Origin of the sequence: Micromonospora sp. NPDC049102 (assembly GCF_043197485.1) — a bacterium.
Lineage (GTDB): Bacteria > Actinomycetota > Actinomycetes > Mycobacteriales > Micromonosporaceae > Micromonospora.
In genome coordinates this window covers 479,846-494,264 of sequence record NZ_JBICTE010000001.1, presented here as the reverse complement: position 1 = coordinate 494,264, position 14,419 = coordinate 479,846, and the positions used below count along the sequence as shown (strand labels likewise).

At 70.9% G+C, this 14,419-nt stretch carries 14 protein-coding genes and 1 tRNA gene; 4 read left to right on the top strand and 11 right to left on the bottom strand.

All coding sequences use genetic code 11. The features are described from left to right. The first annotated feature begins 45 nt into the window (after positions 1–45). A complete protein-coding gene (htpX, locus tag ACGFH9_RS02390; protein ID WP_355242233.1) occupies positions 46–921 on the top strand; it encodes a zinc metalloprotease HtpX in 876 nt (291 codons plus the stop codon). A gap of 60 nt (positions 922–981) precedes the next feature. Here htpX and ACGFH9_RS02385 read toward each other — a convergent pair whose 3' ends face one another. Continuing rightward, positions 982–2,175, bottom strand: coding sequence for an MFS transporter (locus tag ACGFH9_RS02385; RefSeq protein ID WP_393214035.1), 1,194 nt, complete (start codon positions 2,173–2,175; stop codon positions 982–984). Next, entirely contained in the window at positions 2,175–3,017 is an 843-nt protein-coding gene (locus ACGFH9_RS02380; RefSeq protein ID WP_393214032.1) for a DUF6065 family protein, read from the bottom strand. Before ACGFH9_RS02380 ends, ACGFH9_RS02385 begins: the two co-directional genes overlap by 1 nt. 191 nt (positions 3,018–3,208) lie before the next feature. Between ACGFH9_RS02380 and ACGFH9_RS02375 the strand changes: the two genes are divergently transcribed. Both ACGFH9_RS02375 and ACGFH9_RS02370 read left to right on the top strand, forming a co-directional pair. Beyond that, positions 3,209–4,468: an MFS transporter gene (locus ACGFH9_RS02375; protein ID WP_393214029.1), complete on the top strand. Its 1,260-nt coding sequence runs from the start codon at positions 3,209–3,211 to the stop codon at positions 4,466–4,468. A gap of 68 nt (positions 4,469–4,536) precedes the next feature. Further along, on the top strand, positions 4,537–5,064 hold the full coding sequence (locus ACGFH9_RS02370; RefSeq protein ID WP_393214026.1) for a dihydrofolate reductase family protein: 528 nt from the start codon (positions 4,537–4,539) through the stop codon (positions 5,062–5,064). An 18-nt stretch (positions 5,065–5,082) separates the two neighbouring features. Here ACGFH9_RS02370 and ACGFH9_RS02365 read toward each other — a convergent pair whose 3' ends face one another. Continuing rightward, positions 5,083–5,577, bottom strand: a complete 495-nt coding sequence (locus ACGFH9_RS02365; RefSeq protein ID WP_355624422.1) for a YajQ family cyclic di-GMP-binding protein — start codon at positions 5,575–5,577, stop codon at positions 5,083–5,085. A 148-nt stretch (positions 5,578–5,725) separates the two neighbouring features. Between ACGFH9_RS02365 and ACGFH9_RS02360 the strand changes: the two genes are divergently transcribed. Continuing rightward, positions 5,726–5,809 (top strand) — tRNA-Tyr (locus tag ACGFH9_RS02360). A 673-nt stretch (positions 5,810–6,482) separates the two neighbouring features. On the opposite strand, the gene ACGFH9_RS02355 is transcribed toward ACGFH9_RS02360, so the two are convergent. From ACGFH9_RS02355 to ACGFH9_RS02320, 8 genes are all read right to left on the bottom strand, one after another. Further along, positions 6,483–7,874 (bottom strand): tyrosine-type recombinase/integrase, encoded by a 1,392-nt coding sequence (locus ACGFH9_RS02355; protein WP_393214023.1) that lies wholly within the window; start codon positions 7,872–7,874, stop codon positions 6,483–6,485. Next, positions 7,871–8,074: an AlpA family transcriptional regulator gene (locus tag ACGFH9_RS02350; RefSeq protein WP_187691360.1), complete on the bottom strand. Its 204-nt coding sequence runs from the start codon at positions 8,072–8,074 to the stop codon at positions 7,871–7,873. The genes ACGFH9_RS02355 and ACGFH9_RS02350 overlap by 4 nt, the downstream gene beginning before the upstream one ends. Next, positions 8,071–8,238, bottom strand: a complete 168-nt coding sequence (locus ACGFH9_RS02345; protein WP_393214020.1) for a hypothetical protein — start codon at positions 8,236–8,238, stop codon at positions 8,071–8,073. Before ACGFH9_RS02345 ends, ACGFH9_RS02350 begins: the two co-directional genes overlap by 4 nt. A 367-nt stretch (positions 8,239–8,605) precedes the next feature. Then, the gene (locus ACGFH9_RS02340; RefSeq protein ID WP_393214017.1) at positions 8,606–10,204 is read right to left on the bottom strand and encodes a YfjI family protein; all 1,599 of its coding nucleotides are present in this window, start codon (positions 10,202–10,204) and stop codon (positions 8,606–8,608) included. After that, a complete protein-coding gene (locus tag ACGFH9_RS02335; RefSeq protein ID WP_393214241.1) occupies positions 10,201–11,145 on the bottom strand; it encodes a bifunctional DNA primase/polymerase in 945 nt (314 codons plus the stop codon). Before ACGFH9_RS02335 ends, ACGFH9_RS02340 begins: the two co-directional genes overlap by 4 nt. 146 nt (positions 11,146–11,291) lie before the next feature. Further along, positions 11,292–11,591 (bottom strand): hypothetical protein, encoded by a 300-nt coding sequence (locus ACGFH9_RS02330; RefSeq protein WP_393214014.1) that lies wholly within the window; start codon positions 11,589–11,591, stop codon positions 11,292–11,294. Next, complete coding sequence (locus ACGFH9_RS02325) at positions 11,588–11,824, bottom strand: hypothetical protein (protein WP_393214011.1); 237 nt, start codon at positions 11,822–11,824, stop codon at positions 11,588–11,590. Before ACGFH9_RS02325 ends, ACGFH9_RS02330 begins: the two co-directional genes overlap by 4 nt. 156 nt (positions 11,825–11,980) lie before the next feature. Next, positions 11,981–14,197, bottom strand: a complete 2,217-nt coding sequence (locus ACGFH9_RS02320) for a cell division protein FtsK (RefSeq protein WP_393214008.1) — start codon at positions 14,195–14,197, stop codon at positions 11,981–11,983. Positions 14,198–14,419 lie beyond the last annotated feature (222 nt).

The following is a 14,419-nucleotide window of genomic DNA, read 5'->3' as shown; positions in this document are numbered from 1 at the left end:
TACCGGTCAGCGGATCGAGGCGATCCGCGCACCGAAGGAGAGATCGTGCACCACAACCGTCTGAAGACCGCCGCGCTGCTCGGCCTGCTCACCGCGCTGATCCTCGCGGTGGGCTACGGGTTCGGTGGCAGTGGCGGCCTGGTCATCGCCGTCCTCATCTCGCTGGTCATGAACGGCGTTTCCTACTTCTACTCGGACAAGATCGCGCTGCGCTCGATGCGGGCGCAACCGGTCACCGAGGCACAGTTCCCCGAGCTGTACCGCATGGTGCGCGAGCTGGCCACCGAGGCTCGACAGCCGATGCCGCGCCTGTACGTCAGCCCGACCGCGCAGCCCAACGCGTTCGCCACCGGGCGTAACCCGCAGCACGCCGCGGTCTGCGTGACCCAGGGCATCACCGAGGTCCTGGACTACCGGGAGCTTCGTGGTGTGATCGGGCACGAGCTGTCCCACGTCTACAACCGGGACATCCTGATCTCCAGCGTCGCGGCCGGTCTCGCCGGCATCATCACGTTCCTGGCGAACATCGCCTGGTTCATCCCCCTGGGCGGTGGGGACGACGAGGACTCGCCGAACCCGGCCGTGCTGCTGCTGACCCTTATCCTCGGCCCGATCGCGGCCACCGTGATCCAGTTGGCGATCAGCCGGAGCCGCGAGTTCCAGGCGGACCAGTCGGGTGCGGAGCTGAGCCGGGACCCGCTGGCGCTGGCCAGCGCCCTGCGCAAGATCGACGCGGTGGCCCGGCGACGCCCGCTGCCGGCTCAGGGCACGCTCACCAGCAGCGCCCACCTGATGATCGCCAACCCGTTCGCCGGTGGCGCGGTGGCCGCCCTCTTCTCCACCCACCCCAAGATGGAGGACCGGGTCGCCCGCCTGGAGCGGATGGCCGCCAATTCGGGGCCGGTGCAGTTCCAGCGCTGACCCGTCGAATCCCGTACTCCACCCGCGTCCGCGACGGACGCGGGTGGAGTCGTCTCCGGGTCAATCCGGTACGGACGGCCGATCCGGTCGGGTCAGCAGCACGACGACGAGCAGGACGACACCGGCCGTGAGGTACGACGCGGCGGGCGAGAGCACGGCGGCCACACCACCCAACAGGAAGATGCCGATTCCCGAGGTCACGATGTTGGCCGCGACGATCGTCGCCTCGACCTGCCCCATCCGCTCGGGAGGGGCCAACCGGGCGAACGTGGCCTGCGCACCGATCAGCCACCCACCACCCGCGCCGATCAACGCGTTGCCCACCGTCAGCGCCCACAGCGGCGCGTCGACGGCGACCAGCACACCGGTCAGCAGCAACGCTCCGGACAGCGCGGCGGCCACGACCACCTGGCCGGCCAGCCGACCCAGCCAGCGGGATCGGCCCACCCACAGGACGAAGACCGCCCCTCCCAGCGCCGACGCCGCCAGCAGGGTGGGACGCCAGGCCCCACGGGCGAGGTCCGGTGCGAGGGTCTCGGGCAGCGCGCCGGACAGCACCGTGGCCAGCGTGAGCACAGCGACGCCCCGCAGCACGGGGTGACCGGCGATGATCCGGACACCCGCGGTCGCCGGCGGACGAGGTCCGCGTACGCGGTGGGGTCGCTTCGGCAGCCCGGCCAGGACGACCGCGGCGACCAGGAACGAGGCGAGGTCGATAAGCAGCGCCACCCGGGAGCCGAGCGCCACGGTCAGGCTGGCTCCCGCGAGCAGGCCGACCACCTGACCCGCCTGGTTGGCGAAGGCGCTGAGGCCGAACAGTGGCAGCCGCAGCGGAGAGTCCACCGCCTCGGCGACGACAGCGACGTTGACACTCGCGTAGGCGGCGCGTACCGCCCCGAGCAGACCGGCCGCCACGATCGCCGGCACCGGCTCGGGGACCGCCGCGGGCACGGCGATCAGCGCGGCGCCGACCACCGACAGCCAGACCAGGAGGGTACGGCGGGCCGGCACGTCCAACCAGCCGCTGAAGACGGTGGCGACCAGCAGGGCCGGCAGGGTACGCGCGGCGTAGACCGCGGCCGGGCCGAGGACGGAGTTCGTCTGGTCGTACGCGAGCAGCAGCAGAGCGGCCAGGCCCACGAAGTCACCCAGCTCCGAGATGCCGCGGGCGATGACCAGTCGGGAGGCGACCGGATGTCGGAACAGTGCCCGGTAGCCGGGCGAAGGGGTGAGCTGTTCTTCAGTGTCGCGCATCAGGTCGTCTGGTCGGCTTCCACTACCCCGATTGGCTGGTAGGAGGCGTTGTCCCGGGACCGGCGGGCCTGCTCCCGGCGGTAGCTGCTGCGGATCTCCGGGTCCTGGCGGCGGCGGCGCAGCGCCACGAAGTCCGACCAGACGTCCTGCGGCCACGCCGGCAGCCCCTCCCCGGTGGCCAGTTCGGCGTCGCGGAAAGCCTCCAACGTCGACCGGTGCACCGGCTGCAGGCACATGAGGGGAATGTTCCGGTAGAAGCGCACCACCTGCCCGACCTCGGTGAGTCGCAGGATGGTGGGCAGGAGCGAGGTGTACCAGTCGGTCTCCACCACGCCCTCGTAGAGCTGGAGGCCACGCTGGGCAGGCCAGTTCGGCACGCCTCGGGCGATGAGGCACCAGCCCGGGGACGTACGCGCCACCACGCCGCTGACCAGCTCGACCGTGTTGGCGGCGCGCGGGTCGGCATCCAGGAACGGGATGCTCGCGCCGTACCGGTCGAAGATGTCCAGGTCGCCGTGGAACTGCTCCGGCGCCGCCTGCAACTGGCCGGCCGCGTCCGGCAGCTTGCCGTCGTAACCGCCGGCGAGCGAACGCCATCCTGTCGGCTCGTTCTCCTCCAGCAGGGTCCACTCGGTGTCCTGACCGTCCCAGCGGAGCGCGAAGTCGGCCGGCGGGTAGACGTACCAGCCGAATCCCGAGCCGGCGGCGACCGGCGGGCACTGTTGGACGGCCCGGGCCGGCAGGGAGCCGCGCAGGCTGGGCGAGGCCGCTTCACTGGGTTTGGCATCGCCGTACAGCGAATAGATCTCGACTCGCAGAGGTGCGGTGGTAGTCCCGGACATCGGACCTCCTGCCTCATCGTGCGGTGCCGGCGTATGGACCCAATTCGATCAGCAACCTACCCCCTTTGTGACTGCTCGGTCAGTCCCACCCACTGCGCTCCTGTGAGCGGATCGACCATCCATGGCCTGACCTCGGGAGTTAGGGTCGACAAGGCTTCTACCCGTTACCTGTCCCGGCGGAGGTGTATCCCGTGGCCGCACTGCGCCAGTACCTGGGTGTCTGGCGGATTCCCGGTGCGCCGATCCTGCTGGTCACCGGCATCATCGGGCGGCTCGGGATCGGCATGACGCCGCTGGCGCTGCTGCTGGTGGTCGAGCAGGTGACCGGCCGGTACGCGCTGGCCGCCGTCGCCGGCGGCATCTACGCCGTCGCCGGTGCCGCACTCAGCCCGGTGGCCGGTCGGATCGCCGACCGGGTCGGCCCGAGCCCCGTGTTGCTCGTCACCGCCGTGGCCCACCCGCTCGCGCTCATCGGGCTGCTGCTGGCCAGCCGCTCGGGTGACGACGCCCTCGCCGCCATCTACCTGACGGCCGGCGTCGCCGGTGCGACGTACCCGCCGCTGACCGCCGCCATCCGCGGCGCCTGGAACGAGCTGACCAGCCCCGCCTCCGGCCGGTACGCCCTACGCAACACCGCCCTTGCCGCGGAGACCTCACTGTTCGAGATCGTGTTCGTGCTCGGCCCGCTGCTCGTGGCCGGCTTCGTGCTGGTCGCCGACGCGGCCGCCGCGCTGATCGGGGCAGCGGTCGTCACCCTGGTCGGCACCGCCGCCGTCGCCCTCGGCCGGGTGATGCGCGGCTGGCGTCCACACCCGAGCGAACACCACGCCCGCGGACTCGGCCCACTGCGCGTCGGCGGCTTCCCGGCCCTGCTGGTCTGCGTGGCCGGGCTGGGCATCGCGTTCGGCGCCGCCGGCGTCATCGTCCCCGCGTACGCGAGCAACGCCACCACCAACGACCCGGAGAGCCTCGCCGGGCTGCTCCTGGCCGTCTGGGGGATCGGCAGCGCGATCGGCGGCTTCTGGTTCGGTGTCCGCCGGCCGTCGCCGAACATGACCCGCCAGTTCGCCCTGCTGCTCGCCGCGCTGGCCGGCACCTTCGTGGTGTTCGCGGTGATGCCCACGCCGCTGGCGCTCGGCGTCGCCCTGGTCGTCGGCGGGGCCACCATCGCGCCGGCGTTGACCCTGGAGAACACCCTGGTCGGGCGGATCGCCCCGACGGGCATGCTGAACGAGGCGTACACCTGGGTCGTAACGGTCGCCGTGGCGGCGAGCGCCGCCGGCGGCGCGGTGGCCGGCCTGATCGTGGACCACGCCGGCGGGGTGCCGTGGGCCTTCGTCTTCGCCGGGGCGGCGGTGGCCGTCGGAGCCGCGGTCGCCGCGCTGCCCGCCGGGCCCATCGCCCGCGCGGAGAACCAGGCGGTACGCGCCGACGAGCCCGTTCCGGTCTGACCTTCTCCCGCGTTTTCCGGGGACTGTCGGTGTGGTGCACCAGACTGGTCGTCGACGAGAGGGGAACCATGGCAAAGCTGCTCTACTCGGCGACCGCGTCACTCGACGGCTACATCGCCGGCCCCGGCGGTGACATGTCCTGGCTGACCGAACACATCACGGGCGACAACCCGACCGCGGACCGTGTCCTGGCCAACGTCGGCGCGATCCTCGCCGGCAATCGCACCTTCGGCGGCGACGACCCGAACCGTGGCACCGACAGCGAAGGCGCCTTCGGCGGCCGGTACCACGGGCCGGTGGTGGTCCTCACCCACCGTCCACCCGACGACCCGCCCGAAGGCGTCACCTTCGCCGACGACCTGCACCGCGCCGTCGCACAGGCCAAGGAAGCCGCCGGCGACAGGTACGTCAACGTGCTCGGCGCGGACATCGCCAAGCAGTGCCTGCGAGCCGGCCTGCTCGACGAAATCCTGATCTTTTTCGCGCCGGTGCTGCTCGGCGACGGCGTACGCATCCTCGACGACCCGGGCGGCGCCCGCGTCCGACTGACGCCGATCCCGGGGGAGACCGCTCACTGGTACCGGGTCGACCGCTGACGGTCGACGACCCCGCGCTTACCGGTAGTTCGTGAACTGGAGGGCGACGCCGAAGTCCTCGCCCTTGAGCAGGGAGATGACCGCCTGGAGGTCGTCCCGCTTCTTGCCGGTGACGCGCAGCTGGTCACCCTGGATCTGCGCCTGCACGCCCTTCGGGCCCTCGTCGCGGATCTTCTTGCTGATCGCCTTGGCCTTGTCCGTCTCGATGCCCTGGATCACCTTGCAGTCGATCTTGAACACCTTGCCGGACGGGCGCGCCTCACCCGCGTCCAGCGACTTCAACGAGATGTTGCGCTTGACCAGCTTCTCCTTGAAGACGTCCAGCGCGGCGAGCACCCGCTCCTCGGTCTCCGCCTGAAGGCCGATCGCCTCCTCGCCCGACCAGGAGATCTCCGCGCCCGTGCCGCGGAAGTCGAACCGCGTCGCGAGCTCCTTCTCCGCCTGCCGGAGGGCGTTGTCGACCTCCTGGCGGTCGACCTTGCTCACGATGTCGAAAGACGGGTTCGCTGGCATGCTTCTGCTCCTGCTGTCCGGCGGTCTGGGACGTGCAGTCGGCCGCCGACCAGCGGCACGACCCCCTGACCGTACCCGGTTGCACCGGTCCCGGGGCGAGCCGCTATCCTTGCTTCCGCCGCCGCGTTGCGACGCGGTGGGGTGCCCTGGCGGGTTGCCCGAGCGGCCAATGGGAGCGGACTGTAAATCCGTCGCGAAAGCTACAGAGGTTCGAATCCTCTACCCGCCACCAGGTGCAGAAAGAGGCCCCTGACCAGCGTGAACGCCGGTCAGGGGCCTCTTTCTGTGAGTCTCACTCAGTCCTGCTTTAGCCCGCTCGATCTCGCTGGCTGTGTCACATGCGTGTCACCGAGATCAAGTCGATTCCGTCTCCCCTCGTCCCGCTGCTAGAGGAACAGCCGCACGAGTCCGGTCACAGCTCCGATGACCATGGCGAGACTGGTGAGGACTCCCGGCAACGCCTTCATCCAGTAGTTCGGATGGTTGCAACGCGTCTGGGCGCGGCGAGAACGCGCATTGCTTCCGTTTGCCGGCCTTGCTAGCTTCGGCACATGGTCTCCTTGCTCCGAATTCCTCAGCGGGCGTTCTGAAGCAGAGAGCCGCAGCGGCATCCGGGGTCCAGCCGGGTGCCGCTTTTTTGTGCCTAGATGGGCGACTCTCCGCTCGCTGCCTCTATTGCAGCGCGTCCGTAACGGCGTCGCAAGTACGGAGAGTCATAAAAACACGCATGGTATTGCACGGAGCGTAACCAAAGGTCGTCCAGTTTGACCGGATAATTATCGTCAAACCCTCTTGACTGCTCCTGCTGCGGTGCTAAACGCTTCGCAGCACCGCAGCAGGGTAACCGGCCGGTATGGCGCAACTCTGCGTGACGCGCCGATCCTGAAATGTGACCTCCAACACTTTTACTGCTCCCCTTTGAGGGCGGATTCGATCCGCATTCGTGCGGCTTCTTCCTGCCCGTAAACGCATTTGGCGTAGACCCGCATGAGGACGTGGACGCTGTGCCCGGCCCACTCGGCGACCTGGGTAGCCGGCACCCCCGCGTTGAGCCAGAGCGACACGGCGGCGTGCCGCAGGTCGTACGGTCGCCGGGCCAGCGGGGAGCGTTGTTGTGCAGGGGTGAGCACCTTTGCCCTCGCGTCGCGCCACGCCTTCCCGTAGGTGTTATTCGGGATCGGCTGACCGGCGGTGGGGACGTACCGCCCGCCGGGGCCGCGTCGGGTCACGAACAGCTTGCCGTTCGATCCCGGCGGGTACTCCTTGATGTGGTGATCGAGCAACCGCGCCAGCGGGGGCGCAACTGGCACGTCCCGCGTCGCTGCCTTTGCCCGATGCTTGAGCCCTCGTTCCTCGGCTGTGTCGTCTCCATCGCCCCAATCCCGTCCCACGGCCACCGTCGAGCCGGTCAGGTGCAGTACGCCCCACCCGTCAGGCTGAGCGGGTCGCTCGTACTCGTCTTCGCGCAGGTGGAGCACTTCCTCGGGCCGCAGCGCGGCGTAGTACATGCACCCGAAGAACGCTTCCAGTTCGGGCACGCTGCGTCCTACCTCGGCGAGCAGTGCCCGAGCCTGATCGGGATTGACCACCGCTCCCCGGTCGACTTCATCGGCCATTTTCGGCGCGGTCCAGCTCACCAGGGTCATCGGATGCGCGTCGAGTAGCCGCAGCTCAACGGCGTATTTGAGAGCGCCGGAGAAGACAGCCCGCTTACGGGCGATCGTGCTGGGCGACGCGGGAGCACCGTCCATCCGCAGGGCAAGCGTGTCGAGCGCCTTCCGCACCAAGGCAGCGTCGGCGAGCGCCGTCAGGTCGACGGTGTTGGCCTTGAGCCAGCGCACGGCGGCGGCCAGATGGGCGGGCGGCTCGCCAGCGTCTCGGCGAGCCCTGTTGAACACCCAGCCATAGAGCGCTGCACGGATCGCCTTCTCGCTCGGCACGCCCCGGTCGGTCGCCAGCAGCGCCGGAGTGACGGTGGCCAGCGTCTCGGCGATGCCCTTGCGGTGCTTCGCCGACGCGCGCGGCCACTTCATGTCGACGTAGGCCACCGCGTGCTCGTACCACGACCGGGCGTTGAGCGCGCGCGCCATCGGCTCGGGAAGGCCGCTGGCCTCATCGAACGCCACGCCTTCCCGCTGGGACACCACGAGCTTCGACCGGAAGCTCTCGGCGAGCGCGCGGGTGGCGAACGTGTCGCGGAACGGCCTGCCGGCGACCTTCCAGCGCACGCCGTAGGAAAAGCCCTTGGTGAGCTGCCGTTTCTGGATGCTGTAGACCCGTACGTCGTAGGTGCTCATGCTGCCTCTTCGTGGTCGTTGAGCCAGTTGTCAAGGTCGCGGCGGCGGACGTACAGGCTGCCGTTTGGGTACTTGATGGTTCGGGGGGCGCGGCCGGTGGCCTTCCAGCGGAAGAAGGTCGAGCGGGGTACGCGTAGTTCGTCCAGGACTTCGGCGAGGGTGAGTAGGTTCCCGGTCGGGGTGCGGCGGGCGGTGGTCATGGTCGGGTGTCCTCCCTTGGGGTGGCGTGGAGGTAGATGCGCTGGAACAGCGGGGATCGGCGGTCGGGGTAGGGCCGGCTGACCTGCTGGATGTGCAGCACTTGGGCGATGGCGGCGAGCGCTGCGGCTGTTTCAGCGGGTGTGCCGTGCAGCCTGATTCGCACGGTGAGCGCCTTCCGGTCGGCACGGGTCGCGTGTGGAGGGTTGGTTAGGCATCGCGGCAGAAGGGCGTAGAGCGGCCCGCTGAGAGCGTCGTAGAGCCAAGATTCGGAGCGTCCTGGTGTAAGGCGTAGGGCCTAGTGCTCTCAGGCGCTCTCAGCGGGCCGTTTCGGGGGTGCCGGCGGCCGGGTCGGCCGTCCGGCGCTGCCGGGAGGGGTCGGGAGGCGTTGACACGTTGACAATCGGCGGCCGGGCGAGCGTTTCCGCAGGTGAGGGCGGGTGTGGTGGTGTCAACGGGGGGCGTTGACAGGCGTTGACACCCGTTGACACCGGTTGGGCCGGCGGCGGGTTGTCAACGCCTGTCAACGGCTGTCAACGGGGGGCGTTGACACCTTCGGACGTGGCCTGAGCTGCGGAAACGTCGCCGGTTGGGGCTGGTGTCAACGTGTCAACGCTTCTGGGGTCCTCCGCAACGGCGCGGGGGTGCAACTCGTACCGGCCGTCCGGCCCGTTGCGGACCCAGCCCAGGGCGGCCAGTTCGGCGAGCACCGCCGACACCTCGTCCGACTTCGGCAGCCGGCGGGACACCTTGCGGTGTAGTTCCCGGCGGGTGAACGTGGTCATGCCCTTGGTGGTGAGCACGCCGAGCACGTACCGGGCGTTCTCCATCGCGGTGTCGCTGCCGATCGTGGTCAGCGCCGTTCGGTAGTGCGCCGCGAAGAACTCGGCCAGCCTCACCGCGTCGGTCATCCGGTCGGCGTCGATGGGGCGTCGCCACGCGTCGGCGGGGTGGTGGGCGACGTGCAGCAACCCGGCTAGGCGCAGCGTCGCGCCGGAGAGTTTGTTGCCCCACTCGCGCATGTCGTGCAGCGTTCCGCCGGGGCGTAGCTGCGCTTCCACCTCCTGTGCGGCGGCGAGGCGCACCCGTCCGGCCTCGGGGGTGAGGGTGACGACGGCGGGGTCTTCCCACTCGGCGAGGGTGGCGGCCAGGTCGTGCACCCGGTGCCGGTAGCCGGCCGTCACCTGCTCGGGCACCGGCTCGGTATCGACCAACCGATACCCGGCCAGCGACCGGGGCAGGGCGAACAGGAACCGGGCCGGCAGGCCACGCCCGGCGAGGTCGGCGTTCCCGCCGAACTTGCGCAGCACCGAGGGTTGCGCCATCACGCACACGGTCAGCGCCGGTTTGTCGACCGAGGCACCCTCGCGGGTCTGCCGTTCGTTGCTCATTGGCTGTCCCGCGTGGCCTTTGAGGTAGGGGTCAAGGTTCGGTGCGCCGGAGTAGCGGCCGGCGAGGGTGTCGAAGATGCCTCCCTCATCGCTGATGATCGCCATGCGTCCGCCGTTGGCGGCCATCAACCCGATGAGCGCCTCGGGGGTGGCGTCGTCCACGATCAGGCGGGGCAGGCCGGGAACGGTGATCGCCTCGGCCGCGATAGCGGCGGCTACCGCCTCGGCGGCGGCCTCATCGCGCTTGCCCGGGTCGCTGGCCTTGGCCGCTGCGGCTTTGGCCTGTTCGGCGTGCCGGTCGGCGATGTCCCGCAACGCCGCAGCCTCGGCGATTCGAGGCCGCATCGCCTCGCCGAGGGTCGATTGGGCGGCGAACAGCGGCGCGGTCATGGCCCGGTGGACGGGTGACTTGCGTTCGCCGGGGCCGGCGATGACGGCGGCGAACACGTTGACCGGCTCGCGCCACCCGCCGACCGGCTCGACTTCCAGGCGGCCACCCGCGCACGCGGAGAGCACGGCGACGGCGAGGGTGCCGGCCATCGCCGGATCGGTCTGCGTGAAGCGGGCGACGCCGGTCACCATGTCGCCGAGCCAGCGGGGGAACACGTCGACCGGGAACGGCGGCGGCGCGGTGGTCGGCCCGTTCAGGGGCACTGGAACATCCCACAGCGGGCCGCCCGTGGCCGGCTCGCCGGTGGCGTCGGGTGCGTCGGTGACGAGGTGCAGTCGGGCGGCGCTCATGCGGCCACCTGCCGGGGCCGGCGGGCACCGGCGGTGAGGCCGGATCGGACGGTGCGGTACGCCTCGGCGGTGCGCAGCCCGGCCGTCACCCCCGCCTGTTCCAGCACGCTGTGTGCGTCGTCCTCGGCGAGCGCGCCGCCCGCCACGAGTTGCCCGAGCGCCACGGCGGCGATGTAGAGGCAGCGGTTACGCTCTCCGGCCGGCGCGGTGGTCACTCGGTCGACTTCACGGGTGATCGCGGCCCGGACGTACGCGCCGCTGCGGTCGGTGGGCAGGGACACCACCACCGGGCGTTGCGGCGGAAGCGGCGCCGGTGCCAGACGGGTGGCGAGCCACCCGGGCAGCGGCGCGGGGTCGGTATCCAGGTCGACGTGGTACGGCCGACCCGCCACCGTCGACCCGGCGGCCACGACGTAGCCGCCGTGAGCGCGGGTGTCGACCAGCGGCCCGAGCGTCCCGGCGGTGTTGCGCAGGTCCGGCCCGTCGTCCGGGTGCCGGTAGTAGAGGTGCGTGCCGCCGCGCCCGGTGGTGACGGTGTACGTCGGTTCGATGACCGTGGCGTGTGTGGCGGCCAGGTGGGCGAGGGTGTCGAGGCCGGTCGGCCCGGTGGCGTTGTCCTTCGGGGTGTCGAGGTCGACCACCACGAGACGGGAAGGGCCGCAGGCCAGGCCGATCCCGTACGGGCGGTGCGTCCACGCGCGGCGGATGCGGTCCGCGTCGGTGGTGGCGCGCGGTTCCCATCCGAGGTGGTGCCCGGCGGCACGGCAGCGCGGGTCGCGGCCGGTGCAGTCGTCGGCGGTGTGGTCGGGGAACGCGGGCCGCTTGTCGTCGGGACGCAGCGGGAAGACGTACCAGCCGCGCCCGGCGTGGGCGAGCGCGGCGGTGAGTAGGTCGGTGGTCGGCACGGGGTGCCTCCCTTCCTTGCTGGTGAACGGGTGCAGTGGAATCGACGCAGGCTCGGGCCGCCCGGCCAGCGCGGCCGGGGTGTGGGCGGGGCAGCGCAGCCCTTGCAGGTACGGGCGCAGATGGTCCGGGTTGTGGCAGTAGCGGCCGGCGGGGCCGATCCAGTGGCCGCACCGCCCGCCGCTCACCGCCCGGCCCGCCCGGGTCGCGGCTGTGCGGTGAGCGCGGCCCGGGTCACCGCGTGCCGCAGGTCGCCGAGCAGGCCGACCAACTGCCGGCGGGCGGCCAGGTCGGACGACGCGAGCGCGACCCTGACGCGCACCTCGGCGTGCTCGCGCCCCGAGGCGGTGCGTACGCGTACGAGTACGGCGCGGGAGAGGCCGGCGACGTCGACCACGATTTCGTCGGAGCGGTGCTCGCCGAGGCCGCAGCGGTGGTCTTGGCCGCACCAGTCGGTGTGTCCGTCGCGGGGTCGGCGGTTCATCGGTTGCCCCGGCGGTGTTCGTCTTGAATGCGGTTGAAGACGTGCACGGCGAGGCGAATGCGGCGGCCGGTGGCGTCGCAGCGGGGGCACGGCGAGGTGCGGCGGCCGGTGATGGTGCGCAGTCGGCCGGTGCCGTTGCAGCGTCGGCAGGGTCCGAACGGGTCGGCCGCGCACCGGATGAGGTAACCGAGCGTGAGCACGGTCAGGATGAGGCAGGGGGCGCTAGCGATCATGGCAAGGGAGTCCACAAGTGCCTCCACGGGGGGTTTTCGGGTGTAGAGCAGCTAGGCCGCTAGATCGCTAGCGTCCTGATGGGGTTTGGGATTAAGGGCTAGCGGTGCCGCTAGGTCTAGCGGATCGAGGCGCTAGACCTAGCGGCCCGCGTTGGGCTAGCCGGCCTTCCGCTTGCGGTCACGCTCGGTTACGGCGGTGGTGATGTCGTCGCGATGGATGCCCTTGCGGTTGGCACCCTTGCCGGTGCTCGGGTCGGTGCCCCACACCTGCCGGCCGACGGGCACCCGGTAGGGCTTGAGCGCGGCGGCCAACTGGCCCGGCTCCCACCCGTCGTAGAGGTCGGGTCGCAGCTCGGCCAGCCGCGCGACGACCGTCTCGGACCACACCTTCGGCTCGGTCGGCGGGACCACGGCGAGGATGTCGTCGAGCAGGGTGTCCGCCGTGCCGGCGGCCACCTCGGGTGCCTGCCCGATCGCGTGGCCGGTGAGGGTGCCGGCGGCCTGCCGGAGCGCGTGAGCGCGAGTGATGACCCGCTCCACGTGTTCGGTCTTGGCGAAGTTCGTCCGCACCGTCACGGCCTCTTCCACCGCGCCGGAGTCGTCCGCGCCGAGCAGGATGCCCACACCCTTGTGAGCGCGCTGGAACCGCGACGAGTCGTAGCCGGCCGGGTACGACCCGGCACCCAACACCGCCTCGGATGACTGCCAGGTCATGGTCTTGAGCGCGAAGCGGGTACCGATGTTGTCGCGCAGGTCCGTCGGCACGGCCTTGCCGTCCGGCTTCTGGGTGGCGAGCAGGATGATGATCCCGACCGACGGGCCGACCTTGCACAGCTCGGTCAGCAACTCCACGATCTCTTTGCCGTACTCCGCGTGCCCGCTGTAGCGCTGGAACTCATCGATCGCGACCAGCACCGGCCACAGCTTGAGCGACCGCTTGTCGGCGATCTGGCGGGTCACCTTCGACTCGGGGCACAGGTCCGGCGGCAGGGTGGCCATGGTGTCGTAGCGGCGGTTCATGTCGGCCACCAGCGCCTGCAGGTCTTCCACCAAGGCGAGCACCACGTCATCACGCACACCGAACCCGGCGCGGTGGGCGATGCGCTCGAACGCCCGCCAGTCCTGACCACCCTTGCCGTCGTAGATGTGCAGCTCCACCGACGCGTCCAGCGCGGCGGCCAGCACCGGCAGGCGCGCGGCGAACGTCTTACCCATGCGCGGGATCGCGCCGACCAGCAGCGACGTGAACATCAGCAGCAGCGGCACGGCCCGCCCGCGCTGGTCCTGACCGAACGGGAACGCCGTGAAGATGTCCACGATGCCCTTGTCGATCAGCGGCCACAGCCCCGACGGCGTGGCGTAGGGGTCCTCATCGGCGACCCACAACGACAGCCGCCGCGCCGATCCGGTGGTGCCACGCACCCGCTCCGGCCACACCTGCACCTCATCCAGGTCCAGGCCGGCGGCCAGCTCGGTACGCCGCTTCACGGCCTTGTCAGCGGTGATGCCGAACGGCAGGTCAACCACCGCCCGCCAGCCCGGACCGTCGCGCATGATGGGCATCGGGAACGTGATCAGGTCATCGGGCTTGCAGAGCCCAGCGGCCAGGAACGCCCGAGTCACCACGTCGGCCGACAGCCGCCGCGCCCGAGGCGTCACCGCCGCCACGTCGAGCAGCGGCTTGTCCTTCGGCGACCCGGCCAGCCCGAACACCGCCACGGCGGCGGCCAGCATCAGCCACCGCTGCCACGACCCGGCCAGCACCGCCAGCACCGCCACCGTCGGCAGGCCGAGCAGCAGCACCGCCGACACGACCAGCGAGCGCCACCGCACCCGCGCGTCACGTTGGCGCGACAGCTTCAAGTACAGCTCGGCGTTCTCCTGCCGTACGGCGGCGAGGCGGACCGGAATGCCTTCGGCGTCCGATGCCCACCGCAGCGTCGCGCCGAGCAGCCGGGCCACACCGAACGGTGCCCGCCAGGTCAACCGCCCGGCGTACTTCGGCGCGCGGGTCAGGTGGTACGCGGACACGTGCGCGGTGTGCGACAGCGCCCACCGGCCCGCCGTGAGCAGTTCGGAACGCGACCGCAGCCACGCCGGCACGATCGGCCGGCGCATCGCCGAACGGCCCGCCAACACCGCCGCGAAACCCGACGGCTCGGAAACCGCGGGCGGGTCCACCAGCGGCGGCGTGTCGTCGTCCAGGTCGTCGGACTCGTCATCCAGGTCCACCGCGAACGTCCGCGCATCCGGCTTCCGCCGCCGCGCCGCGTCCAGGTCGACCACCTCGGCGTCCGGGCCGGCGGTCGGGTCGGTCAGGTCGTTTTCGGCGGCCTGCCAGTCGAAACGGTCATCATCTCGGGGGGACGTCATGATGGTGTTTCCTCCATCTGATCCGTGAGGGTCGGGGGTGAGGGCCGGCGGCGCGGCCAGGTTGTCGAGGCCGTGAGGCCGCGCCGCCGGGCAGGATCACCGGCTGACGGTGGTGCCGCAGTCGCCGCAGGTCGCGGTGACGCCGGAGCTGGTGACGGTGACGTTGCGCCAGTTGGTGCGGTTGCCGCAGGCAGGGCAGGTCAGGGCGGTCACGGGGATGTC